The sequence below is a fragment of the Paraburkholderia ginsengisoli NBRC 100965 genome (assembly GCF_000739735.1).
Classification (GTDB): Bacteria; Pseudomonadota; Gammaproteobacteria; order Burkholderiales; family Burkholderiaceae; genus Paraburkholderia; species Paraburkholderia ginsengisoli.
The window spans coordinates 122,189-145,319 of sequence record NZ_BBJF01000006.1 but is presented as its reverse complement, the minus strand read 5'-3'; the positions used below and the strand labels follow the sequence as shown (position 1 = coordinate 145,319).

Sequence of the window (23,131 nt, the reverse complement as noted above, 5' to 3'; positions counted from 1 at the left end):
CGACCGTTCAGGTTTGTCCGCTGGTTGGAGGCCGCTCGCCGTTCAGATAGAAGTTGCCGACCGCCGCGTATTTCCAGCGCGCGGCATCGTGCAGCGTGTGCACGCGCGCGTTGCGCCAATACCGGTCGAGATTGAACGACGGATGCGTGGAGCGCGTACCGGCCAACTCGAACAGCTTGTTGCTGGCGTCGATCGCGATTTCGGTCGTCAATGCCTTGGCTTCGGCCACTGCGATCGACGCCTCCGCAATGGTGTCCGCGCGCGGGTCGGCGAGGCAGGTGTCGATCGCGTGGCCCGCCCGATCCATCATCGCTTCGGCCGCGTGCAGGCGCGTTTTCAGTTCGCCGAGCTGGTAGATCACATACGGGTCGGCGCCGAGCGGCGTGATGGAGGGCGCGGCATCCGCGTCACGTTGCCGGATGAACGCGATCGTCGCGTCGATCGCGCCGCGCGCGATGCCCGCGTCGATGCCGACGTGACTGATCTGCGAAATTGCGTTTTGCGGCCACTCTTCATAGCTGCGATAGATCGGCAACACGTTCAGCGCGGGGACCCACACGTTGTCGAAGATCACCGTGCCGCTCGCGGTGGTTTTCTGGCCGAAGCTGTCCCAGTCGTCGACGATCTTCATGCCGGGATGACCGGCGGGCACGATCGCGACCACGCGGCGCGCTTGCGTGTCGTGGCCGATGGTCGAGACGTAGTCCGCAAACAACGCGCCGGTTGAATAAAGCTTGCGGCCGGACAGTCGGAAGCCGTCGTCGTCGGCCGCGATGGGCATGGCCGAGCCGGTCGGTGGTCGGCCGCCCACATCGACGTTGGCGTTGCCGAAGCGCGCGCCGCGCAGAATCTCGCCGAGGAAGAACGCGCGCTGCTGCTCGGTGCCTGTTTTCCACAGCCAGAATACGGCGCTGTTGTGATTCTGCTGGATTTGCGCAATCGACGGGTCCGCAGCGGCGAGGATCGCGAACACGCGCCCCACCGTCACATACGAAACCTGTGGGCCGCCGTAAGCCTTGGGCACGGTCATCGCCCACAGGCCGGCGCTCGACGCGGCGTCGAGTTCTTCGTGCGGCAAGCTGCGGTCGCGATCGCGACGCGCCGCATCGACGGCGAAGCGGCCGGCGAGCTGCCGTGCGATGGCAATGGCTTCGGCGTCGGACGTGATGACATGAGCCGGCTTGCTCGAACGACGCACAGGCAGCGCGGGATCGGCGAACGCGGCGTTCGACGTTTGAGTGGGCATGGAGAACTCCGGAGCGATCCGCGCGGGATCGTATCGAGCAGCGACGGCGCGCATGAAAGCGTGACGCGCTGCGTCGAGTTGTCTGAAACGTCGAAAACTATCTGAAGGAGACGGAGACGGACAACCAACAATAATTGCTTTCCTTAGCTGATTCATGCTGCAATCCATTCGGCGCGGCGAAGCTCATAACGTTATGAGTTTCGCTTCGTTGCCATTCGCCACGCGCGCCGTTACCGTCGACTCCTTAGCTATCCCGATCACCTGATCGATCATCGCTCGCGTGCGCAGCCGCACGAATCTGTCGTCAATCCTTCATCGCGGACCTTCATGAGCAGACGTAACGGGCATTTGCGCCTCGGCGCCTTTCTTTATCCGTCGGGGCATCACATTGCGGCATGGCGGCATCCCGAGGCGCAGGCCGATGCCGGCGTCGATTTCCGCCATTACGTGCAGCTTGCCCAGGCGGCCGAAGCGGCGAAGTTCGATCTGGTGTTTCTCGCCGATGGCGTGGGCACGCGCGGCGACAACGTCGATTTTCTGAGCCGCACCGCGCATAGCTATGTCGCGCAGTTCGAACCGATCACGCTGCTGTCGGCGCTGGCGGCGGTGACCGGGCGCATCGGCCTGGTCGGCACGGCATCGACGAGCTTCAACGAGCCGTATCACATCGCGCGCAAATTCGCGTCGCTCGATCACATCAGCGGCGGACGCGCGGGCTGGAATCTGGTCACGTCGTCGAGCGAACATGAGGCGAAGAACTTCAATCGCGACAAACATTTCGATCACGCCGAGCGTTATGAGCGCGCGACCGAATTCGCGCAGGTCACACAGGGACTTTGGGACAGTTGGGAAGACGACGCGTTTGTTCGCGACAAAGCCAACGGGCGTTTCTTCGATCCGCACAAACGGCATGTACTCGAACACAAGGGCCGCTTCTTTCAGGTGAAGGGGCCGCTGAACGTCGCGCGTTCTCCGCAAGGGCATCCGGTGGTCGTGCAGGCGGGGTCGTCGGAAGCGGGCAGGGAGCTGGCGGCCAGCACCGCCGAGGTGATCTTTACCGCGCAGCAAACGCTGGAGGACGCGGTCGCGTTCTACGCGGACGTGAAGGGTCGCATGCGGGGCTATGGCCGCGAGCCGGACGATCTGAAGATCATGCCGGGCGTGTTCCCGATTGTCGGACGCACCGAGAGCGAGGCGAACGAGAAGTTCGAACAATTGCAGTCGCTCGTCGATCCGAAGGTCGGTCTCGCGCTGGTATCGGGATTGACGGGCGGTTTCGATCTGTCGGACTATCCGCTCGACGGCCCGATTCCCGAACTGCCCGAAACGAATGCGAGCAAGAGCCGGCAGTCGTTGACGATCGAATTGGCGCGCCGCGAGAATCTGACGATACGTCAGCTGTATTTGCGGGTTGCCGGCGCGCGCGGTCACTGGCAACTCGTCGGTACGCCGGAGCAGATCGTCGATCGACTCGAAGAGCGCTTCGTGAACTACGGCGCGGACGGTTTCAACGTGATGCCGCCGGTGCTGCCGAACGGCCTCACCGATTTCGTCGAACTGGTGCTGCCCGAGTTGCGCCGCCGCGGTTTGTTCCGCAGCGAGTACGAAGGGCGCACGTTGCGGGAGAACCTGGGGCTGCGGCGGCCCGCGCATCGCGCGCGCTGAGCGGGGCGTATACCGGCGTGACGCCGCCACATCAGCGGCGCTGCGATCGATATCAGGATTGATCGTTTGGCGGGCACGCGCGCCGTTGCTAGCATCACAGGCTTGCTTACGAGATCCCTGCCCGCCAGCCCATCAGCCCACGAGCGCTACGACGCGCCGCCGCCATCATGAACGCCCGCACTCCGCCGCCGCAATCGCCGTCATCGCCCTCGTTGCCGTCACCCTCGCGTACTCGCCGCCGCCTGCTCGGGCGTCTCGCCGCGGGCGGCCTCGTTGCGTCGCACGCGGCCGCCGCCGCCGAACTGCTCAAGCCGCTCGACATCGCGCCGTCGAGCCGCGTGCCAGGCGCGCCGGTACTCGAGCATCCGTACGGCGTGCCGTCGCCGCGCGAAGCGAACGTCGTGCGTCGCAGCGCGCGGGCGTGGCCGTTGCCCGGCGCGGCTTCGTCGATGACACCGCTTGCTGATCTGCACGGCACGCTCACGCCGAACGGGTTGGTCTACGAACGTCACCATGGCGGCGTGCCCGACATCGATCCCGATCAGCATCGGCTGGCGATTCACGGACTGGTGCGCACGCCGAAGCTGTTCACGATGGACGACCTGCTGCGTCTGCCGTCCGAATCGCGCATCCATTTTCTCGAATGCTCGGGCAATACCGGCAACGAGTGGAACGGGCCGAGCGGCATGCCCGTGCAACTGACGCATGGTCTGCTGTCGTGCTGCGAATGGACCGGCGTGCGCTTGTCGACGTTGCTCGAAGAAGTGGGCGGCCTGTCGACCCCGATCGATGCGACGCGTGGCTGGCTGCTCGCAGAAGGCGCCGACGCCGCGGTGATGACGCGCAGTTTGCCGCTCGAGCGGATACTCGATCGGGCGCTCGTCGTGTACGCGCAAAACGGCGAGCGTCTGCGGCCGGAAAACGGTTATCCGTTACGCCTGATCGTGCCCGGCTTCGAGGGCAATACGAATGTGAAATGGCTGCGCCGTCTGAAGGTGGTCGATGCGCCATTGCAAACGCGCGAGGAAACCTCGAAGTACACCAGCCTGCTCGCGAATGGCACCGCGCGTCAGTTCGCGTTCGAGATGGATGCGAAGTCGGTCATCACGCGGCCGTCGCCGGGGCATCGGCTCACCACGCACGGCTATTACCCGATTACCGGGCTGGCATGGTCCGGGCGGGGCACTGTTCGCAAAGTCGAGGTGTCGACCGACGGCGGCGCGACGTGGCGCCTCGCGCGTCTGGACGGCGCGATTCACGATCGCGCGCTCACGCGCTTTCAGGCCGATTGGCGTTGGGATGGCGGCCCCGCCGCGATTCTGTCGCGCGCGACCGATTCGACCGGTTACGTGCAACCGACCCGTGCCGAACTGGTGGCCGCGCGCGGGCTGAATTCGCAGTACCACTACAACGCGATCCAGCAATGGCGGGTCGACGCGAGCGGCGAGGTGCGCAATGCGTGACGTTCATTCGAAGCGCGTGCGTTGGCGGATGACGTTGGCCGCGTGGTTCTCGCTGATGGCGTTGGCGTCCTGTTCTTCCCTCGGGCCGGATGCGTCCAACGGTCAGAACGCCACGGCCGGTCACGGCATCGGCACACCGCTCGACGAGCGGGCGCTCGCCGCGTGGAACATAGACGTCGCCCCGGATGGCCGTGGCTTGCCGGCTGGCAGCGGCGACGTCGCGACGGGCGCGCATCTGTTCGCCGCGAAGTGCGCGGCGTGCCACGGCGCGCAAGGCGAGGGCGGCCTCGGCGATCCGCTGATCGGCGGGCTCGGCACGCTGACCAGCGCGAAGCCGAAGCGCACCGTGGGCAGCTACTGGCCGTATGCGACGACGCTGTTCGACTATATCCGCCGCGCGATGCCCTACAACGCGCCCGAATCCCTTTCCGCCGACGAGGTCTATGCGCTGAGCGCGTTCCTGCTGAACCAGAACGGCATCGTTCCCGCCGATACGCGGCTCGACGCGGCTTCGTTACCCCGCGTCGTGATGCCCAATCGTCAGGGTTTCGTAATCGATCCGCGCCCTGGACGGCTATGACGCGCAGGCCTGCACGTGCGTTCGGGGCGGTGGTGGCGCATCCAGACTCAATGCTTGCACCGCCCGGGATGCGTTAAAGCATCGGGTTTATCACTCCAGCAGATAAACGTATCGGATTTGCTTCGTTGTCGCCGCGCGTGCGCGCCGGTACATTCATCGGACTGCGCCCTCGACGGCGTCCTCCGAACAGATTCAACGAAGAGTTTCCTGTGACGACTGCCTTTGCACCCACCGCCACCGCCACCAGCCAGGCTGGCCAGGACATCGAAGCCCAGCCCATCGAGATTCGCGCGTTCGACGGTCCCGTCGGCGCGGAAGTCCTCGGGCTCGATCTCGGCAAGCCGCTGAACCAGACCGATTTCGCGCGCATTCATCGCGCTCACCTCGATCACCATGTGCTGGTGTTCCGCGATCAGCGCATCACGCCGGATCAGCAGATCGCGTTCAGCCGCCGTTTCGGCCCGCTGCAGATTCACGTGCTGCATCAATTCCAGTTGCCGGGTTATCCGGAAGTGCTGGTGGTATCGAACATCGTCGAAAACGGCAAACCGATCGGTCTCGGCGACGCCGGTCACTACTGGCACTCCGATCTGTCGTACAAGGAAAAGCCGAGCCTCGGTTCGCTGCTGCATGCGCAGGAACTGCCCGCCGAAGGCGGCGACACGCTGTTCGCCAACATGCACCTCGCGTGGGACACGTTGCCCGCGCATCTGCGCACTGCCGTGGAGGGGCGCTCGGCGGAACACACGTACCTCGCCAAATACGAGGAACTGCAAAAACGCAGTCCGTGGCGGCCGAATCTCTCTGCCGAGCAGATCGCGTCGGTGAAGCCGGTCGTGCAGCCGATCGTCCGCACGCATCCGGAAACCGGCCGCAAGGCGCTGTTCGTCAGCGAGCATTTCACCACCCGCGTGATCGGCTTGCCGGAAGACGAGAGCCGTGCGTTGCTCGAGGAAATCTTCGCGCATAGCGTGCGCCCCGAGCATCTGTACCGGCATCAGTGGGTGGAGCACGACATGGTGTTCTGGGACAACCGCTCGCTGATGCACCTCGCGGCCGGCACGCCGGATCATCTGCGCCGCAAGCTCTATCGCACGACGATCGAAGGCGACGTGCCGTTTTAACGGCACCGTTGCCCGCTTTCACCACACTACACGCTGACCGACCGGAGTTCCAATGTTTGCCAGGTTTCGCCCGACCGCCGCGCGGCCGTCGTTTGCCCGCCGTTTTACCGCGACTCTGCTGACCGTCTCGATGGGCGTCGCGGGCTTCGCGGCTACCGCGCCCGCGCATGCCGAAGGGCAGATTCGTATCGCCGAGCAGTTCGGCATTGTCTATCTGCTGCTGAACGTGGCGCGCGATCAGCAGTTCGTCGAGAAGGAAGGACGTAAGCAGGGGCTCGATATCAAGGTCGACTGGGTGAAGCTCTCGGGCGGCGCGGCGGTCAACGACGCGCTGCTGTCCGGCGCGATCGACGTCGCGGGTGCCGGCGTCGGCCCGCTGCTGACGATCTGGGACCGCACGCACGGCAAGCAGAATGTGAAGGGCGTCGCGTCACTCGGCAATCTGCCGTATTACCTCGTCAGCAATGACCCCAACGTGAAGACGATTGCCGACTTCACCGAGAAGGACCGCATCGCGGTGCCGGCCGTCAACGTGTCGGTGCAATCGCGCGTGCTGCAATACGCGGCGGCCAAGCGCTGGGGCGACAAGGATTACAACTGCCTCGACAAGTACACGCAGGCGCTGCCGCATCCCGACGCGGCCGCCGCGATCATCGCGGGCGGCACGGAAATCACCGGGCATTTCGGCAATCCGCCGTTCCAGGAGCAGGAGCTGGCGGGCAATCCGAAGGCGCATATCGTGCTGAATTCGTACGACGTGCTGGGCGGACCGAGTTCGGCGACGGTGCTGTACGCGACCGAAAAATTCCGCGACAACAACCCGAAGACATACCGTGCATTCGTCGATGCACTCGCTGACGCCGCGCGTTTCGTCACCGCCAATCCGGATGCCGCTGCCGATATCTATATCCGCACGAACCAGTCGAAGATCGACCGCAATCTGCTCGTGAAGGTCATCAAGAATCCGCAGGTGCAATTCAAGGTCGCGCCGCAGAACACGCTGGGGCTCGCGCAGTTCATGTATCGCGTCGGCGTGATCAGGAATGAGCCGAAGTCGTGGAAGGACTACTTCTTCGACGACCCGGCCACGGCGACGGGGAGCTGAGCATGTTCATCGTCGCGCGACATTTGTCGGCCCGTTTAGTCCGTTTAGTCCGTACACAGGGAGCGATCTGATGGTGGCCAATCCCACGCTTCTATTCGCAGACCGCGACGGCCAGGCCGCCACGGCAACCAGTGAGAGACTGCTTGCGGTCGAAAACGTCAACCTCGAATACCGCACGCGCGAGCGCATCGTGCGCGCGACGCATGACGTCAGCTTCGACGTCTACGGCGGCGATCGCTTCGTGCTGCTCGGCCCGTCCGGTTGCGGCAAGTCGACGTTGCTGAAGGCCGTGGCCGGTTTCATCCAGCCGACTTCGGGCAGCATCTCGCTCGACGGCCAGATTGTGCGCGGTCCCGGTGCCGATCGCATCGTCGTGTTCCAGGAGTTCGACCAGTTGCCGCCGTGGAAAACGGTGCTGCAGAACGTCGCGTTTCCGCTGCGTGTCGCGAAGAAACTGTCGCGCGCCGAAGCGAATGAACGGGCGCTTCACTATCTCGAGAAGGTGGGGCTGGCTTCGTTTGCGAATGCCTATCCGCATACGTTGTCGGGCGGCATGAAGCAGCGGGTCGCGATTGCCCGCGCGCTGGCGATGCAGCCGCGCGTGCTGCTGATGGACGAACCGTTTGCCGCGCTCGACGCGCTCACGCGCCGCAAGATGCAGGAGGAACTGCTGCGGTTGTGGGAAGAGGTGAACTTCACGCTGCTGTTCGTCACGCATTCGATCGAAGAGGCGCTGGTGGTCGGCAATCGCATTCTGTTGCTGTCGCCGCATCCTGGCCGCGTGCGTGCCGAGCTCAACAGCCATCAGTATTCGCAGGACAGTTTTGGACGCAGCGATTTTCAACGCAGCGTCGCGCGTATTCATCACCTGTTATTCGAGCAGACGGAGACCGTTCAATGAGTTCGCCTGTCACGTTGCTGCCGCCGGTTCGCGAGGAGTATGAGCGCCCGCTCGAACCGCTCGGCGAACTCGTTCTCGAAGCACCGTTGCCGCTCGGCAAGCGCCTCTTTGGGCAGGCCTGGTTGCGCAAGACGCTGATTGCGCTGGTGCTGATCGCGGGTTGGGAGATCGCCGCGCGTGCGGTCGACAACGATTTGCTGCTGCCGACGTTCGGTGCGACCTTCAGCGCGTTCGTGCAAGGCATCTGGTCCGGCGAATTGCTGCAGAAGACCGCGGTGTCGATGTCGGTGCTGCTGCGCGGCTATCTGCTCGGCGCGGCGCTCGCGTTCGTGCTGACCTCGCTTGCCGTGTCGACGCGAGCGGGCCGCGATTTCCTGTCGATGCTGACCGCGATGTTCAACCCGCTGCCGTCGATCGCATTGCTTCCGCTCGCATTGCTGTGGTTCGGTCTCGGCACCGGCAGCCTGTTGTTCGTGCTCGTGCATGCGGTGCTGTGGCCGCTCGCGCTCAACACGTACTCCGGTTTTCAGTCGGTACCGGCGACGCTGCGGATGACCGGGCGCAACTATGGCCTGACAGGCATGCGCCATGTGCTGCTGATTCTGGTGCCCGCGGCGCTGCCGTCGATTCTGGCCGGCCTGCGAGTGGGCTGGGCATTTGCGTGGCGCACGCTGATCGCGGCCGAGCTGGTGTTCGGTGCGAGCTCGGGCAACGGCGGCCTTGGCTGGTATATCTTCCAGAATCGTAACGAGCTGTATACGGATCGCGTGTTTGCCGGGCTGGCTGCGGTGATCGTGATCGGTCTGCTGATCGAGCATCTGGTGTTCGATACGCTGGAGCGCGTTACCGTGCGGCGCTGGGGCGTGCAGCAGTAAAGTCTGATTTGAGCCTCGGGTGGGCCGCGTCAGCTCGACTTGTCCTCATCGGGCGGCGCGTTCTTTCTGAACAGGCGGGCGCCGGAGAGAATCAGCAGCGCAATCGCCAGGCTGAGAATCGCCGTGGTTTCGCGCCCCATGCCGGCCGCCATCCCGAGGCCGGCCGCGACCCACAGACTGGCCGCCGTCGTCAGCCCGCGCACTTCCCGCTCGGCACTGAGCTTCATGATCGCGCCCGCGCCGAGAAAGCCGATGCCGGACACCAGCCCTTGCAGCACGCGACTCAGATTGTCCTGCGAGAAGCCGGCCTGTAGCGGCACCAGCACGAACAGCGCAGAGCCGACCGAGACCATCATATGCGTGCGCATACCCGCATCGCGGCCCGCCATCTCCCGCTCGAAACCCAGCACGCCGCCGAGCACCAACGCCACCACGAGCCGGATGAATAGCTGGGTCAGATTTGCCGCGTCGTCCAGATCCGCAAACTCGCCTTGCACTTTTTGCCATACCTCGTGCCACCAGGCATTCATGGTCATCTCCGTGAACACGCTCTTCGCGTAACCAGCACGACTGTAACGGAAATGAAGGGTTGCGGATGAAACGCCGCTGCGTTTTTGCGCCGGTCATCAAGGTGGCGCGGGGAACGGATGGCAGACGGCAAACGTTTGCCATGCGTGATGCAGAACATTGATGGGCGCACGACGCGCAAAAACCAATATCGTTGGAATGAATGTCGCGGCCGACACGCGCTAGCGTTTGGGCCATTACCCTCGGTCAACTGGGAAATATCTTTAAAGTTCGCCAACCCCCTGCCGTTATCGTTACCGTGCGCTTGTTTCGATTGCGTCACGGCAATGCGTTTGCCCGTGCACGCGCCGGCGCAACTAAAAATATATCGACTGAGAGGGTTCCCAGTGAGAGGAATAGGAAAAGCGAGACCGCTTTGGCTCGCTACGATCACCGTTTTCGCATTGACCGGGTGTGCCAATCCTGGCGGGTTCCAGCAGAGCGGTGGGGCCGCTGCGGATCCGGAGAAAACCGCCGACCTGAATGTGTTCGAGAGCACATTCGCCAACCCCGATCCCTGCGCGAATAGCAGCCGGAATATCGGCATCGCAGTGGGCGTGGGGCTGGGCGCAGTGCTAGGCGCAGTGATCGCCAAGAACAACAAGGTTGCGGCAGCGGCGATCGCCGCTGCGGCAGGTGGCCTGGCCGGCGGCCTGATTGGACATGCGGTCGATAGCCGACGCTGTGCACTGTCGAAAATCGCCGCGAAGCATGACCTCACCTACACGGCGACCGCGCTCGAAGCGCGTGCTCCCGATACCGGCAAGACCGAGCAGGTCGGTAGTTCGTTCACGATTGTCGATACCGCGCGACACACCCAATTCGAAACGGGGTCGGCCGAATTGACGCCCGAGGCCTCAACCTATTTCGCCGAGATCGCCGAGCAATATCGCACATCCAGTCGCGTGGCCGAGGCGTCGAGCGCGGCCGACAAAGCCGCTGCGGCTCAAACAAAAATCCTGCTCATCGGCCATACCGACGACACGGGCAGTTCGGAATTGAACGCCGACCTATCGGAGCGCCGCGCTCGAGCCGTCGCGCGTCTGTTCGCGGAGCACGGCATTGCGCCGGAGAATGTGTTCTACCAGGGCGCTGGCGAAACCTTGCCGATTGCCGATAACCACACGGCGGAGGGGCGCTCGGCTAACCGTCGGGTTGAGATCGTCGATCTGAGCGGCGCCAGGCCCGACATTCTGCAAAGCTACGCAAGCAGCCGCGTGCCGAGGTACCAGTACTACCGGGCGGTGACCGCTCAGACCGCTCAGACCGCTCAGACCGCTCAGACCGCTCAGACCGCTCAGGCCGCCACGGCAGCGGTGCCTGGAACATCCGGCAGTCCGACGGCCAAAGCGGCGCGTCGCGCAGCGACGAAGGATCGCGCGGCGACGGACATCGCAGTCGCCGCAGCCTCGCCCACGCACGGGGCGTCCGCACCCGTGTCGACGAACGCGGCAGCCGCATCGAACGCCGCGCCCGCTACATCTGCGGCGTCCGCTCGTTCCACGCTATCCGACGGCATCGATTTCGGCTGGCATGAAGCGCTGCCCGCAACACTTGGCCTCCAGTTCGCAGCGCTCCCTGCAGCGAGCTCGACGTTCGCGTTCCTCTCTTCGGCGGTAGCCGACGAGGCGCCCGTGGCGAAAAGCTGCGTGAACGACCGGCCGCGCGTTTCGCGGGCGATGAAGTCCGTCGCTGATGACCGGGCGGTGCCCGTGCGCGATCACTTGCCGAACCTGTACGGAAGCAGTTGGGGCGCTGCACTGAACGGACAGTATCTCGCGCTCAAGGATGTCTCCGTCCTTCGCAACGGCGCCACTGCGGGTGCAAAACCGAAGCTGCTCGTATGGAAAGACTACGACCGTAACGCCGGCCTGAACGGCTCGCCGCAAGTGACGTTGTCTCCCGACGTGAACGCTTACGCGGTGAAGGGCGGGGTCCTGTACCGGGTCTTCGTCAACAACAGCGGCGTGTTCGACTGCGCCGACATCATCTTTTCCAATGGCAAGGCGACATCCGGCGAACTCGTTCGTCGCAGGAGCAGTCAGTACTTCACGGTGAATTACGTGCCGGTCATCGCACGCACCTAATAAGAGGGTAAAAACAATCATGATGGACTTTATTCAGGCCAATCTGGGTCCGGCAATTTGGTGCGTCGTCGTGTTGCTGCTTGCAGTGGGCGCATTTGCTTTTCGCTCGACGCTCGAGTTCTGGCTGAATCATTGGAAGTACACGTTCCCGGTGCTCGGGAAGACCGCGCGTCTGTCGCGCCATGGCATTCATGGCAAGGACGGTTGGACAGATTCCGAACGCACTCTGTGCGGCGACTACAACAAGTTCATCTCCTATCTGTCGAAAGCCGAGTTCAGCAAACGCAATGAATATCTCGCGAAGTCGGACGACAGCGGGCGCTCACCGACTCCGTTATGGCTTCTCACGCTGCTGACCGTACTGGTGATCGCAGAGGGTCTTGGCTTTTCGTATCTGCTCGGAAGCTGGATGGCGCGCGATGGCAGCGCGAATACGCACACGTTGTTGATGGTCGCCATCGTGCTGGTGCTGTGCGTGATCATGGTGTTTCTGACGCACGTCGCTGGGCATCAGCTCTATCGCTCGAATCTCGTTGCGCGATGCCGGAAGCAATGGAAGCAGGACAAATCGCAAGAGCGCTTTTCGAGCCGCAAGGTCAAACTCGATGACGACCAGTCCGTCGACGATGACGAACCCGACTACACGCAGGTTGCCAATCGCGTCGGCACGAGCCACAGCTATTTCATGGTGGTATTGACGGTCGCCGTTATTCTGGTGATCGCGGGAACGTCGACGTGGATGCGCTGGAGCAACCTCAACGCGGAGCAGACGCGTGAAGCGATGGGCGTCAGTCAGAGCGCTGACGCCGGCAATCCGTTCGCGACCGCAAACTCGATGCCGGCGGAACTCGTCGCCAGCCAGAAGGCCGCGGATGCCCGCGCCAAAGCGGAAGAGTCGTCGTCGACCCGAAGCGAAGGCGCGGCAGCGTTTATCACGCTCGCCGTGATCTTCGTGGTCACGCAGATCGTCGGCATTTTCGGGGGCTTCGCGTGGGGCTTCGGCGGCCGCGAAAGTTTCGCGGCGTGGAAGACGACGAAAGGCTTCAAGACGTTTGAGGACTACAACAATTACTATGCGCCGCTCCGGGCCATCGCGCAGTCGCAGCTGGAGAACCTTCAGAAGCGGATGGCCGAGAACGCGGATATCTCCGGCAAAACGTTCTCGAAGACCTTCAGGGACTATGTGATCGAGCAGCGCAATTTCTCGGACCTGGAAAGTGGGCTGGTTCGCTCCACGTCCGAAGCGACGGCTGTCGATGCAGCAGAACCTCGGGGGGCTCAGCAAGCCACAGCGGCGCGTGTCGCAGCCGATACGTCCGCAAAGGTAGTCGCGCCACCGGTAGCTGTGTCCGGTGAAGTGTCGACGACCGCGACCATCGACGCGCTAGTCGCGAAGATCGAAGCCGAGTCTGACGTGGCTCACAAGAAGGAACTGATTTACGGCCTCGATGAAACCGTTCGCGCGGAAGTGGTCAATGCGATCAAGCTTCGCAAAGAGCGTGCAGAGAAAGCGAAACTCGCACTCGAGTCGGAACTCGATGATCTTTTCAAGGCATGATTCGACTCGATGATTAAACCCCTCACCATCACCCTCGCAGTCGCGGCCGCATGCCTGAGCGCGATTGCCGTGTCGGCCCATGCTGGCGTCACGAACGATATTCCGAGCTGCTACGCCGCCAATCACATCAAGCCGGTAGCGGGCGGCGCCGACCACGAGCTTTTCATTGCCATCGACCAGACGACGATCTTCGACGACAAGTTGCAGGCGCAGATTGCGGAGATGGCCGGGAAGGCCATCAGACCCGCAGGCGCATATACATTGTTCGATTTCTCGGCTTTCTCGCAAGGGCATTACACGGAGGTCGTGACGCGCGGCGTTATCGAGTCGCCGATTCCTGAGAAGTTGCGGGACGATATCAGTGAACGTGCGTTGCGTAGCTTCGATGCCTGTATGACGGGACAATCTGCCTACGCGAAGAAGGCGTTGCTGACATCGATCGTGCGTGTCGAGTCGATGGCCACGAACGATCTCGCGAAGTCGGACATTCTGGCGGCGTTGAAGGATATCAGCGATAAGGTTCGGGCTTCGCCTGCATCCGATAAGGTCGTGTTGCTCGCGTCGGATATGCTTGAGAACAGTTCGGTGTCCAGTTTCTATTCACACAATGCCGTGCGCCGTATCGATCCTAAGGCGGAGATGATGAAGGCGACGGCTGCGGGTTTGATTGGCGATTTCGGCGGCGCGCGCGTTTACGTGATCGGCGCGGGTTTGCTGGCCGGGGATGCGAAAGTGAAGAATGCCTATCGCGATCCGCAGACGATGAGCGCGTTGAAAGAGTTCTGGACGCTTTATTTCCAGAAGTCGAACGCGTCGATTGGGGAGTTTGGGGCGCCGGCTTTGTTGGGGGCGGTGGGATATTGAGGGGCGAACGCGGCGCGGTCGATTAGCGCCGCGTTCGTTATGCGAAGTTTTCGGTCACCCTATGCTCGATCGGTCAAGCCTTTACACACCGAAACCCCGCATACACATACTGGTAATGCGGCTGAAACCAGTTGCGAAACGCCGGCCGCAACATGCACTGTGCCGTCCGTGCCGAACCGCCCTTGAGCACGTAGTGCTGCCCATCGAAAAAATTGGCCGAGTAGCCGAGGTAAAACGGAAACGCTTCGAAGCCGGGTAGCGCGTCGAATATCGTCGACGTCCATTCCCAGCCATTGCCGAACTGACCTTCCACGCCGAACGCGCTGACGTTCTCCGGATACGCGTCGACCGGCTTCGGGTCCCAGCTGCGAAAATCGAAATTGCCCGACGCGGCGAGCGGCGCGCCGTGTGCCGCGCGTTGCCATTGCGCCTCGGTGGGGAGCGACTTGCCGGCCCAACGCGCATAGGCGCTGGCTTCCGCGTGGCTCACGTACGCGGGCCAGTCGAGCGGGAGCGGCACTTCGTCGAACATCGTGCGCAGCATCCATGCACCAGCTTCACCGCTCGCTTCACGTCGCGACCAGCAGGCAGGATGTTCGATATGCTCGGTCTCCTTCCACGCCCAATCTTTCTCCGACCACCACTTCGATTCCCGGTAGCCACCGGCCTCGATGAACTCGCAAAACGCGCCGTTCGTCACCATATGGCGGTCGATCTCGAAGGCGGGCACGTCGATGCGTATCTCGCCGAACTCGTTGTCCCAACCGAATTGGCCAGCATCGCGCGACATGCCGAGCACCGTCGAGCCCGCCGGCACGCTGACCATCGACGACAACGCATCCCGATGTTCGGGACGTGTCACCACCGTCTCGCGCAATTCGGTGACCTTCTGGCCAAGCGGCAATTGATGGAGCATGTACGCCAGCGTTTCGGCGTGCATCAACCGATGCTCGATCGCGACGTTCAACAGCTGCTCGGCCGCGTCGGTCCGCGCGCTGTCACGGCCGAACTGCGCTGCGTCGGCGAGACCGGCGAGCGCTTCGTCGATCTGCTTGCGGGCTTGCGATGCATAGTCGCGCACCGTGTCGAGCGACGGCCAGTCTGCCGGTTGATCGGTCGGAAAGCCGCCGTCGACCGGGTCGATGCCGAAAGCAAAAAGCTGGTCCAGTTCCGGGGCAAAGGCGGGCAGGTCGCACACGCGCTGATCGAACAGGTTGCGATCGAACGCTTCCAGATGGCCAATGTAAAACACGATCCGGTGACGTTCACGGATCGGCCGTTCATACAGAAATTCGGGTTTGACGATGGCAAACAGTGCGTCAGTGACGTGACGCGCGTCGATCAGACGCTGCACGAGCGGGTGACGTGGGGCGGGGTCGCGATTCATTTCGCCGGGTCTCCTTGCGGGGGACGGACTAAAGACTGTACCCGCTCGCAGGAGCCATGCCAAGACGAAAGCGCGCTAAATAAGAATGGGCCGGGCGCCAGTCAGCCCCGGCTTGCGGCTCAGACTTGCCGCAGGCCTTCCAGATCGACGATCCGGATGTGTTTGCCTTGTGTGTCGATCAGACCGCGCTTTTGAAATCTTGACAGGGTGCGGCTCACGGTTTCGAGCGTCATGCCGAGGTAGCTGCCCATGTCCTCGCGCGTCATGCGCAAGTTAAATTCGGCCGATGAATAGCCCCGTTGCGCGTTGCGGTCCGATACGTCGAGCAGGAAAGCGGCGACCCGTTCGTCCGCAGACAGCGAGCCGAGCATCATCATCTGCGCGGTTTCGCGAACGATCTGCGAGCCCAGCAATTTGTGCATGCGTTCCTGCATCGAACTGATTTCGCGGCACAGCAGCTTGAGCGCGCTATAGGGGACGATGCAGACGGTGCTGTCTTCAAGAGCGACCGCGCTGCACGCATGCACGTCCTCGCTGATGCCGTCGAGCCCGAGCGCCTCGCCGGCGAGGCGCAGTCCGGTGACCTGCTCGCGGCCGTCGCGATGTGCCATGACGGTTTTCATCGAACCGGAGCGCACGGCGTAAATGCTGTCGAAATGGTCCCCGCTGCGATACAAGGCTTCGCCCCGCTGCACCGAGCGCGCCGAACAGATCAGCGTTTCCAGCTTTGCGAGTTCTTCGGGTGACAGGCCCTGGGGCATACAGAGTTGCCGCATCGAACAGCTCGAGCAGCGGGCGGCGGTGCGCGCGGTTGCACGCACCGGGGCTGCGCGGCGGCCGCTGCGCGCCGGCGGCGAACTGGCTGCAGAACCGGCGATGCCGGAGGAGCGGGTTACAGCGGAAGGAGTAAGCATGTTCTGCAGGCGATTATCAGAGTAGTGGCGATTGTCCCACCCGCCACACGCCCCGTTTGGTGACAAAGTGACGCGCTCAATCGGTTAGGCATCTTGATCGATGTCGCACCGTCGTGGGTGAAATGGGCTTATGTACTGCGACGTATTTTGTGAAGTCTCGAAGCGGCTCGAGTGGCAGAAGGAATCGCATTGCGACTGCCCGCTTCGTATGGCAAGCGGCGGTCGCAATGCGCGTGCTTGCCGCGTCAGGCGGGTCCCTTTTTCTGGCTCGCGGCGGAGGGAATCAGCAGCACGGGAATGGTCGCCTGGCGCACGCAGCCCTCGGCGACGCTGCCCAGAATCAGCCGTTGAACACCGCGACGGCCGTGCGTGCCCATGACCAGCAGATCCGCATTGAATTCGGCGGCGGCCTTCAGCACGATGTCCGACACGTCGCCGAGCGACGAGGCCTCGCTGACCGCGGGGTCGCCCTTCACGCCTTGCTCGGCCATCTCCTTCGCGAACTCCGCGCGAAGTTCCTTGCCTTCCTCGATCAGACGGTTGCGCAATATGGACGGGTCGTAGCCCGGCGCTTCGAAGTACATGGGCGTGTTTTCGACGACGTAAAACGGCCGCAGAACAGCGCCGTGGGACTTGGCGAGCGCGAGGGCTGCTTCGAAGGCCCGGCGTGAAGTATTGCTGCCGTCGACCGCTACTAGGATGCGTGTGTACATAGCGACTCCGCGTCTGAAGAATCCGTATGCCGGGCCATTTTCGGGGTCCAGCTCATTGATCTTTTATACCAACGAAGCTTAGATGATTGCCGAAAAAGATGCACTCAACCAGGATGTAAATCAAAGACTTGTCAAATTAATCGGAATGGCGGCGTTCTGGCCAGCAAGCCCGGCTGGGGCGGACGTCGGAGATTTCGCCGTGCATTCACAGCGCATATTTCGCAATAAAAGGTGAAAGTTGGCCTTACAATTAAGACATATTCAGACAAGCTGCCGTAGCCCGCCGATGACCGAGCGCAAAACCACGGGCTTACCCGACAAGATCTACGGCGACATTCTCAGTCGCATTCTCGAGGGCGAATACAAGGAAGGTGAGCGCTTGCCCACCGAGCATGCGCTGGCCGAACGCTTTGCGACCTCGCGGCCGACGGTGCGCGAGGCGCTGGCGCGCCTGCGGGCGGACGGCATCATCATGACGCGGCACGGTTCGGGCACCACGGTCGCGCGGCGGCCCGACCCGGACGTCCGCCGCTTCGCGCCGCTCGAGACGCTGTCCGATATTCGCCGCTGCTACGAATTTCGCATCGTGACCGAGGCCGGCGCGGCTGCGCACGCGGCGCTCAAAGCCGATTCCGACGACATCGCCGCGATTCAGTTCGCTTGGGACGAGTTGGAGCGCATCATCGAAACCCGCGGGATCGGCGCGCGTGACGACTTTCTGTTCCACCTGGCGGTGGCGCGCGCATCGAAGAATCCGTTCTTCATTACGGTTATGTCGTTCATCGAGGAGCAGATTCTGTTCAGCATGAACCTTTCGCGCAATCTGTCGCTCGTCAAAACGGTGGAGCGGCAGCGGCTCGTGCAGGCCGAGCACATGGCCGTGTTGGACGCAATTCGCCGCAAGGACGCCGCGGCCGCCGGCGCGGCGATGCGCGTGCATCTCGAAAATGCGCTCGAACGGATGTTCGGTTCCTGAACTTTGCGCCTCGATCCGCCGCCGTTCCCTGGCAAGCGGCCATCTCTCGCCACGCGCGTGTCTCGCAATCAGTCCACCAGCCCCCGCCCTCGTCACTGCGCGCCCAGCTTAAGCCGCGACTGCGATCGGCCCGAACAACGCCGTCAGCGTCTTCGGGCTCACCGCGACATTCAGCGCGACCGCCCGTTCGACGCCGATCTGCACCGGCGCGCCGAGCCGGCTGATGTCGATGCCGGTCCTGCGTAGCAGCCGCTCGATCGGTGTAGTCGTCACGGTGACGTAGCGCGTGATGCCCATGCGCTGCGCGAATTTCATGACCTCCTGGATCGCCTGGATCGTCATGTCCGTGAAGCCGAACGACTGTTCCTCGCCGCCGGTTTCGATCGCAAACCGGCTCAGTTCCCAGATGTGTCGGCCGACCGGCGCCTGCTCGCCGTGCAACAGTTGGGGGAAGGTGTCCTTCAGCATGTTGGGACCTTCGGTCGGCATCAGGCGCCAACAGCCGCGTAACTTTTGATCTTCTCCCTGAATCAGCATGTAGTGCGGCCCAAGAGCGTCATACCCGTCGATCTCCATGCCCGCTATGGTCGGGACATCCCACCCGAGCCGCCCGTGAAACACCCGCGCCCGCAAGCGGTACATCTCGTTGATGTCCGAGTTGTCGAAATCCTGCCGCATTCCAATCCGGATCGCTGTTTGCATGCCGTTCTCCTGAACGAGTTGGGAAACCAATACCAGGAAAACTTATGCATATTGAATTGTTCTGCCACCTACCTACCTGGATAGGTGTGCATGCTTATCGGGTAACGCAGAATTCGAGACACGTATCCGCACCCAACCGACAAGGCACAAAATGGAACTTCTCGAAAATCACTGGCAACCGCCCACCGGCCTCCAAACGCGCCCGGCGGAGGTCTCCTCGACGGTGGATCGCGTGCTGATCATTGCTTACCGCAAGAAGAAAAAAGAGAGCCAGCGCCGCTTCTGGGCACGGTTCGGCGTCACTCAGTCGCGCGGCAGCCGGTTCGAATCCGGCGCCGAAATCCCGGCGCCGGTGTCGATTCTGCTGGGCCTGTATTTCACCAAGACCGTTTCCGACGCCGATCTGGGCCGCGCCGAACGGGTGCTGTATAGCCGCGACGCGGCCGCATTGCTCAACCCGGGTCAATAAGCCCCAGTTGCGCCGCGATCACGGCTGCCGCACGCCGCGAATTCACACCGAATTTCGTCCGAATGTTCTTCATGTGGAAGTTCACCACGGCTTCCGAACAATTCAGGATGTGGGAGATCTCCCAGGTGGATTTGCCGCGTGCGGTCCATTTCAGGCACTCGCGTTCGCGTGGCGTGAGCTTGGGCAATAAGGTCTTGGCATGTGTATCCAGATGACGCTGGCTGGTATCGATAACCAGATCGCGCAATAGCACCAGATTCGGCAGCGCTACATTGACATGGCGCTGAAAATCCTCGATCGAACTGCTGTCGTTCACAAAGCACATCATGCCGGCTTCCTGATTCGGCCCATGAATCGGCACCGTTACGCCGGCGCGCAACCCGTATGAACGGGCTTCCTCGTACATAGATTGCTGGGCCGTGGTCGAGAAGATGGTCGGCGACCAGATTAGCGGTGCGGCGCGCGCCATGCAGTGTTCGACGGTCGGGTCGATATGAACCAACCCCTGCTTGTCATACGTCTGGCGCCATGCCGACGCGTAAGTGCTGCGTATGTATGCATCTTCCAGTCGCATCGTCGGACGCGGCAGCATGGCGATCAGAATTCTGTCGAAGCCCCATGTCTCGGCGAGGCCCGCGATCGCGCCGAACCATTCCGCTTCGTCGGCGGCGTCCAGTAGCGGGGCCATCTGCTCGATAAAATGTAGCGGCAATTTCTTAACTCTCTCAGGCTCGCAAACATCCCGTTGCGGTTAATCGCGGTACGGTATTCCGTCCGGCTGTTTTTTATCGACGTAATCTAGCACTAAAAATTAATTCGCAACGCCGGGCATATTCAAAAAAAGCCAAGATACGGTGCCTCTATGGGGAAAACGCGGTGAATCGTATCGGTATCCGCTTTTAGCCTGCTTAAGATTCGCAGGCTAATAAAATAGATAATTCTGCCGTCGTCGCCATTTTGATGCATTTCATCGGCAACATTATTGCCAAATAATTTTAATTAACCACCATACCGGATGGTCTCGCAGAACCATGCCGATTGCCAATCTCGATGTGGTCCGGTCCACAATGTGGGGATTTTCCGGCAGCCGGCTTGTCAGGCGCTATTGTCATATAAAAATGACAATTTGCCGCCAGTTCCCGACTTCGGCGCCGCATTTCGGTGGACCGGGGCGTCGACCGAGTTGATTGACAACAAATCGCCGACATGGGGCCGCGCCCGCCGCTGCTCAGTTCGACGCCGCGCGAACATCGTGCGAAGATCGCCGCTGCCGCGCGAGTGCGCGCACACCCATCCATCGAATCCACCCGTCTCCGGACCAAAGCACCAGAATGACCGACCACAGCCGACGCTATCCCGATCCCTCCATCCGCGTGTTCGATCCGCGCTTCCGGTCGCTGATCCTTGCCTCCGCTTCCGTCGAGTGTCTGTATCAGGGCGCGCGCTGGTCGGAAGGGCCGGTCTGGTTCGGCGACGGCCGTTATCTGCTGTGGAGCGACATCCCCAACGACCGCATCCTGCGTTGGGACGAACCGAGCGGCACGGTCAGCACGTTCCGGCAGTCGTCGAACAATGCGAACGGCCACACGCGCGATCGCCAGGGACGCCTCGTCAGTTGCGAGCATCTGACGCGCCGCGTCACGCGCACCGAATACGACGGCTCGATCACCGTGCTCGCCGACCGCTATCGCGGCAAGCGCTTCAATTCGCCGAACGATGTGATCGTGAAGTCCGACGGCTCCATCTGGTTCACTGACCCGACCTTCGGCATCGACAGCTTTTACGAAGGCGAGCGCCAGGAATCGGAATTGCCCGCGTGCGTGTATCGCATCGACGGACAATCGGGCGAGGTGTCGATGGTCGCCGACGACGTGCTCGGCCCCAACGGTCTCGCGTTCTCGCCGGACGAGTCGGTGTTGTACATCGTCGAATCGCGTGGCGAGCCGCGCAAGATTCGCGCGTTCGATGTCGTCGGCAATGGCGCGGTGCTGTCGAACAACCGCGTGCTGATCGACGCGGGCCCGGGCACACCGGACGGTTTTCGCGTCGACGTCCACGGCAATTTGTGGTGCGGCTGGGGCATGGGCACCGACGAGCTCGACGGCGTGCGTGTCTTCACCGCGCAAGGCGAGCCGCTCGGCCACATTGCGTTGCCGGAGCGCTGTGCCAACGTGTGCTTCGGCGGACGTCATCGCAACCGGCTGTTCATGGCCGCGAGCCATGGGCTGTACTCGCTCTATGTGAACACGCAAGGCGTGCAGGGCGGCTGATCCGCGAGCGGGTGTTAGCGCGTGCGCGAGTGAGGGCGCCCAAAGCGCGTAGTGCATTCGCCAACGCGAGCCACTCGCGTCCGCAGGCCGGCATGATCTGCGACGACCGCAATCGCGGATCGCTGCAGCGTGCGCGCCGTCAGCGCGACGCGCATCCGCTTGCCCCGTTGCCTGACAACGACTCGTCCGACCTCGTCGCCGGCTCCGGGTTTGCCCTCGGATGCAACGCGCTAGCCATTGAGCGACAAGCTTTGCGCGCAAAAGCCCGGCATTCCACACGTCGCGCTCAGTCGCGAGTATTTGCTTGACATCGGCTGTTCCGCTTCGCTATGTTCCATTGGTAGAAAGACACCGCCCGCAACGCATCTGACTGGCGGACTTCCATACCAAGAAGCGAGGAGACGCAATGACTGTTTCGCACAGGTTGTCGCTCAAGCTGGTGTCCGTATGTCTCGCGGCAAGTGCCGCTTTCACATCCGCCGCGCACGCGGCCGATCCGGTCACGATCAACATCGTCGACGTGGCCGGCGATCTCCAACTCACGCAAAAGGGCTTTGAGGCCTTCAAGGCGAAGTATCCAAACCTCGTCGCCAATCTCACGTTCACCAACGCGCCCGCTCCGCAATTGCCCGGCAAGATCAAGGCGATGCAGGGCGCGGGCCGCTCCGACATCGATCTCGTGCTGACCGGCACCGACGCGCTCGCGGCCGGCATCGAACAGAATCTGTGGATCAAGCTGCTGCCCGACAACGCGGCGCAGTTCCCCGGCGTACTCGACAAATACGCGCCGGGTCCGCGCAAGATGCAGGATCTCGCGCAAGGCTACGGCCTCACGGTCGCGTATATGCCGGCCGGTCCGCTGCTCGAATACAACCCGGCGAAAGTCAGCGATCCGCCGAAAACGCCCGAGCAACTGCTGCAATGGTGCAAGGCGCATCCGGACAAGCTGATCTACGCGCGGCCGGCCAACTCCGGTCCTGGCCGCACATTCCTGATGGGCCTGCCGTATGTACTCGGCGACAAGGACCCGCAGGACCCGATTCACGGCTGGGACAAGACGTGGGCCTTCCTCAAGCAATTGAACGATTGCATTCCTTATTATCCTGGCGGCACGTCGGCGGTGATGAAAGAACTCGGCGAGGGCACGCGCGACATGACCGTCACGGTGACAGGCTGGGACATCAATCCGCGCGCACTCGGCATCGTACCGGCCGAATTCCGCGTGCAGGCCTTCGACAACATGACGTGGGTGAACGACGCGCACTACATGGTGATCCCGAAGGGCGTGCCGAAGGAAAAGCTCGACGTGCTCTACAAGATGATCAACTTCATGCTCGAACCGGCGCAACAGGCGCTGACCTACGACGACGGCTATTTCTATCCGGGCCCCGCGATCAAGGGCGTGACTGTCGAGCAGGCGCCCGCGCATAGCCAGGAAGTGCTGAAGAAGTACGGTCGCCCGGAGTACGCGAAGCTGCTGGCGGATCGTCCGCATGCGTTGCCGTTGAATGCGTCCGCGATGGTTGCGGCTTTCAGGAAGTGGGACACCGAAATCGGCGCGCAGAAGACCAAGTAGTCCGCGCAAAAGCAACGCACACGCAACGCATCAGCCACGCATGCCGTCGCGATTCGCGCGCGACACGCCGACATTGGCAGTCGGCACCG

General features: G+C 62.5%; 22 protein-coding genes. 15 read left to right on the top strand and 7 right to left on the bottom strand.

Annotated elements, in window-relative coordinates:
- Window positions 1–7: 7 nt before the first annotated feature.
- Entirely contained in the window at window positions 8–1,246 is a 1,239-nt protein-coding gene (locus tag BGI01S_RS13640) for an SfnB family sulfur acquisition oxidoreductase (RefSeq protein WP_042326291.1), read from the bottom strand.
- Between the two features lie 327 nt (window positions 1,247–1,573).
- Here BGI01S_RS13640 and BGI01S_RS13635 point away from each other — a divergent pair, with 327 nt between their 5' ends.
- The 7 genes from BGI01S_RS13635 (at window position 1,574) to BGI01S_RS13605 (ending at window position 8,959) form a co-directional block, all read left to right on the top strand.
- Complete coding sequence (locus BGI01S_RS13635; RefSeq protein ID WP_042326289.1) at window positions 1,574–2,911, top strand: LLM class flavin-dependent oxidoreductase; 1,338 nt, start codon at window positions 1,574–1,576, stop codon at window positions 2,909–2,911.
- 167 nt (window positions 2,912–3,078) lie between these two features.
- Window positions 3,079–4,374: a sulfite dehydrogenase gene (soxC, locus tag BGI01S_RS13630; protein WP_084585363.1), complete on the top strand. Its 1,296-nt coding sequence runs from the start codon at window positions 3,079–3,081 to the stop codon at window positions 4,372–4,374.
- Window positions 4,367–4,954, top strand: coding sequence for a c-type cytochrome (locus BGI01S_RS13625; RefSeq protein ID WP_062857794.1), 588 nt, complete (start codon window positions 4,367–4,369; stop codon window positions 4,952–4,954). Before soxC ends, BGI01S_RS13625 begins: the two co-directional genes overlap by 8 nt.
- Before the next feature lie 209 nt (window positions 4,955–5,163).
- Entirely contained in the window at window positions 5,164–6,078 is a 915-nt protein-coding gene (locus BGI01S_RS13620; protein ID WP_042326287.1) for a TauD/TfdA dioxygenase family protein, read from the top strand.
- A gap of 52 nt (window positions 6,079–6,130) precedes the next feature.
- On the top strand, window positions 6,131–7,183 hold the full coding sequence (locus tag BGI01S_RS13615) for an ABC transporter substrate-binding protein (RefSeq protein WP_042326284.1): 1,053 nt from the start codon (window positions 6,131–6,133) through the stop codon (window positions 7,181–7,183).
- 70 nt (window positions 7,184–7,253) lie between these two features.
- On the top strand, window positions 7,254–8,084 hold the full coding sequence (locus BGI01S_RS13610) for an ABC transporter ATP-binding protein (RefSeq protein ID WP_042326283.1): 831 nt from the start codon (window positions 7,254–7,256) through the stop codon (window positions 8,082–8,084).
- Window positions 8,081–8,959 carry an ABC transporter permease gene (locus BGI01S_RS13605; RefSeq protein ID WP_042326280.1) on the top strand — a complete coding sequence of 293 codons (879 nt, stop codon included), beginning with the start codon at window positions 8,081–8,083 and terminating at the stop codon, window positions 8,957–8,959. The genes BGI01S_RS13610 and BGI01S_RS13605 overlap by 4 nt, the downstream gene beginning before the upstream one ends.
- A 29-nt stretch (window positions 8,960–8,988) precedes the next feature.
- On the opposite strand, the gene BGI01S_RS13600 is transcribed toward BGI01S_RS13605, so the two are convergent.
- Window positions 8,989–9,489, bottom strand: coding sequence for an MgtC/SapB family protein (locus BGI01S_RS13600; protein ID WP_042326278.1), 501 nt, complete (start codon window positions 9,487–9,489; stop codon window positions 8,989–8,991).
- A gap of 117 nt (window positions 9,490–9,606) precedes the next feature.
- On the opposite strand from BGI01S_RS13600, the gene BGI01S_RS13595 reads away from it, so the two are divergent.
- Genes BGI01S_RS13595 through BGI01S_RS13585 form a run of 3 tightly spaced genes read left to right on the top strand, consistent with a single transcriptional unit; the run spans window position 9,607 to window position 14,035 of the window.
- Window positions 9,607–11,613: an OmpA family protein gene (locus BGI01S_RS13595; RefSeq protein WP_084585362.1), complete on the top strand. Its 2,007-nt coding sequence runs from the start codon at window positions 9,607–9,609 to the stop codon at window positions 11,611–11,613.
- A 19-nt stretch (window positions 11,614–11,632) separates the two neighbouring features.
- The gene (locus BGI01S_RS13590) at window positions 11,633–13,171 is read left to right on the top strand and encodes a hypothetical protein (protein ID WP_042326274.1); all 1,539 of its coding nucleotides are present in this window, start codon (window positions 11,633–11,635) and stop codon (window positions 13,169–13,171) included.
- Window positions 13,172–13,180: 9 nt separating this feature from the next.
- Entirely contained in the window at window positions 13,181–14,035 is an 855-nt protein-coding gene (locus tag BGI01S_RS13585; protein WP_042326272.1) for a hypothetical protein, read from the top strand.
- A 73-nt stretch (window positions 14,036–14,108) separates the two neighbouring features.
- Here BGI01S_RS13585 and BGI01S_RS13580 read toward each other — a convergent pair whose 3' ends face one another.
- The 3 genes from BGI01S_RS13580 to BGI01S_RS13570 all read right to left on the bottom strand — a co-directional run bounded on the left by BGI01S_RS13580 (window position 14,109) and on the right by BGI01S_RS13570 (window position 17,049).
- Window positions 14,109–15,422, bottom strand: a complete 1,314-nt coding sequence (locus BGI01S_RS13580; RefSeq protein ID WP_042326271.1) for an SUMF1/EgtB/PvdO family nonheme iron enzyme — start codon at window positions 15,420–15,422, stop codon at window positions 14,109–14,111.
- 119 nt (window positions 15,423–15,541) lie between these two features.
- A complete protein-coding gene (gene fnr / locus BGI01S_RS13575) occupies window positions 15,542–16,336 on the bottom strand; it encodes a fumarate/nitrate reduction transcriptional regulator Fnr (protein ID WP_157004168.1) in 795 nt (264 codons plus the stop codon).
- Between the two features lie 245 nt (window positions 16,337–16,581).
- Entirely contained in the window at window positions 16,582–17,049 is a 468-nt protein-coding gene (locus tag BGI01S_RS13570) for a universal stress protein (RefSeq protein WP_042326267.1), read from the bottom strand.
- Window positions 17,050–17,131: 82 nt separating this feature from the next.
- Here BGI01S_RS13570 and BGI01S_RS30175 point away from each other — a divergent pair, with 82 nt between their 5' ends.
- Window positions 17,132–17,284: a hypothetical protein gene (locus BGI01S_RS30175; RefSeq protein ID WP_157004167.1), complete on the top strand. Its 153-nt coding sequence runs from the start codon at window positions 17,132–17,134 to the stop codon at window positions 17,282–17,284.
- Between the two features lie 51 nt (window positions 17,285–17,335).
- The gene (locus BGI01S_RS13565) at window positions 17,336–18,025 is read left to right on the top strand and encodes a FadR/GntR family transcriptional regulator (RefSeq protein ID WP_042326266.1); all 690 of its coding nucleotides are present in this window, start codon (window positions 17,336–17,338) and stop codon (window positions 18,023–18,025) included.
- Between the two features lie 108 nt (window positions 18,026–18,133).
- On the opposite strand, the gene BGI01S_RS13560 is transcribed toward BGI01S_RS13565, so the two are convergent.
- Window positions 18,134–18,727: an acyl-homoserine-lactone synthase gene (locus BGI01S_RS13560; RefSeq protein ID WP_042326264.1), complete on the bottom strand. Its 594-nt coding sequence runs from the start codon at window positions 18,725–18,727 to the stop codon at window positions 18,134–18,136.
- Between the two features lie 151 nt (window positions 18,728–18,878).
- On the opposite strand from BGI01S_RS13560, the gene BGI01S_RS13555 reads away from it, so the two are divergent.
- A complete protein-coding gene (locus BGI01S_RS13555) occupies window positions 18,879–19,196 on the top strand; it encodes a helix-turn-helix domain-containing protein (RefSeq protein ID WP_042326261.1) in 318 nt (105 codons plus the stop codon).
- On the opposite strand, the gene BGI01S_RS13550 is transcribed toward BGI01S_RS13555, so the two are convergent.
- Window positions 19,180–19,884: a helix-turn-helix transcriptional regulator gene (locus tag BGI01S_RS13550; RefSeq protein ID WP_042326260.1), complete on the bottom strand. Its 705-nt coding sequence runs from the start codon at window positions 19,882–19,884 to the stop codon at window positions 19,180–19,182. The genes BGI01S_RS13555 and BGI01S_RS13550 overlap by 17 nt on opposite strands.
- Before the next feature lie 643 nt (window positions 19,885–20,527).
- On the opposite strand from BGI01S_RS13550, the gene BGI01S_RS13545 reads away from it, so the two are divergent.
- Both BGI01S_RS13545 and BGI01S_RS13540 read left to right on the top strand, forming a co-directional pair.
- The gene (locus BGI01S_RS13545) at window positions 20,528–21,466 is read left to right on the top strand and encodes an SMP-30/gluconolactonase/LRE family protein (RefSeq protein WP_042326258.1); all 939 of its coding nucleotides are present in this window, start codon (window positions 20,528–20,530) and stop codon (window positions 21,464–21,466) included.
- A gap of 406 nt (window positions 21,467–21,872) precedes the next feature.
- On the top strand, window positions 21,873–23,042 hold the full coding sequence (locus tag BGI01S_RS13540) for an extracellular solute-binding protein (protein WP_042326257.1): 1,170 nt from the start codon (window positions 21,873–21,875) through the stop codon (window positions 23,040–23,042).
- The last annotated feature ends 89 nt before the right edge of the window (window positions 23,043–23,131 follow it).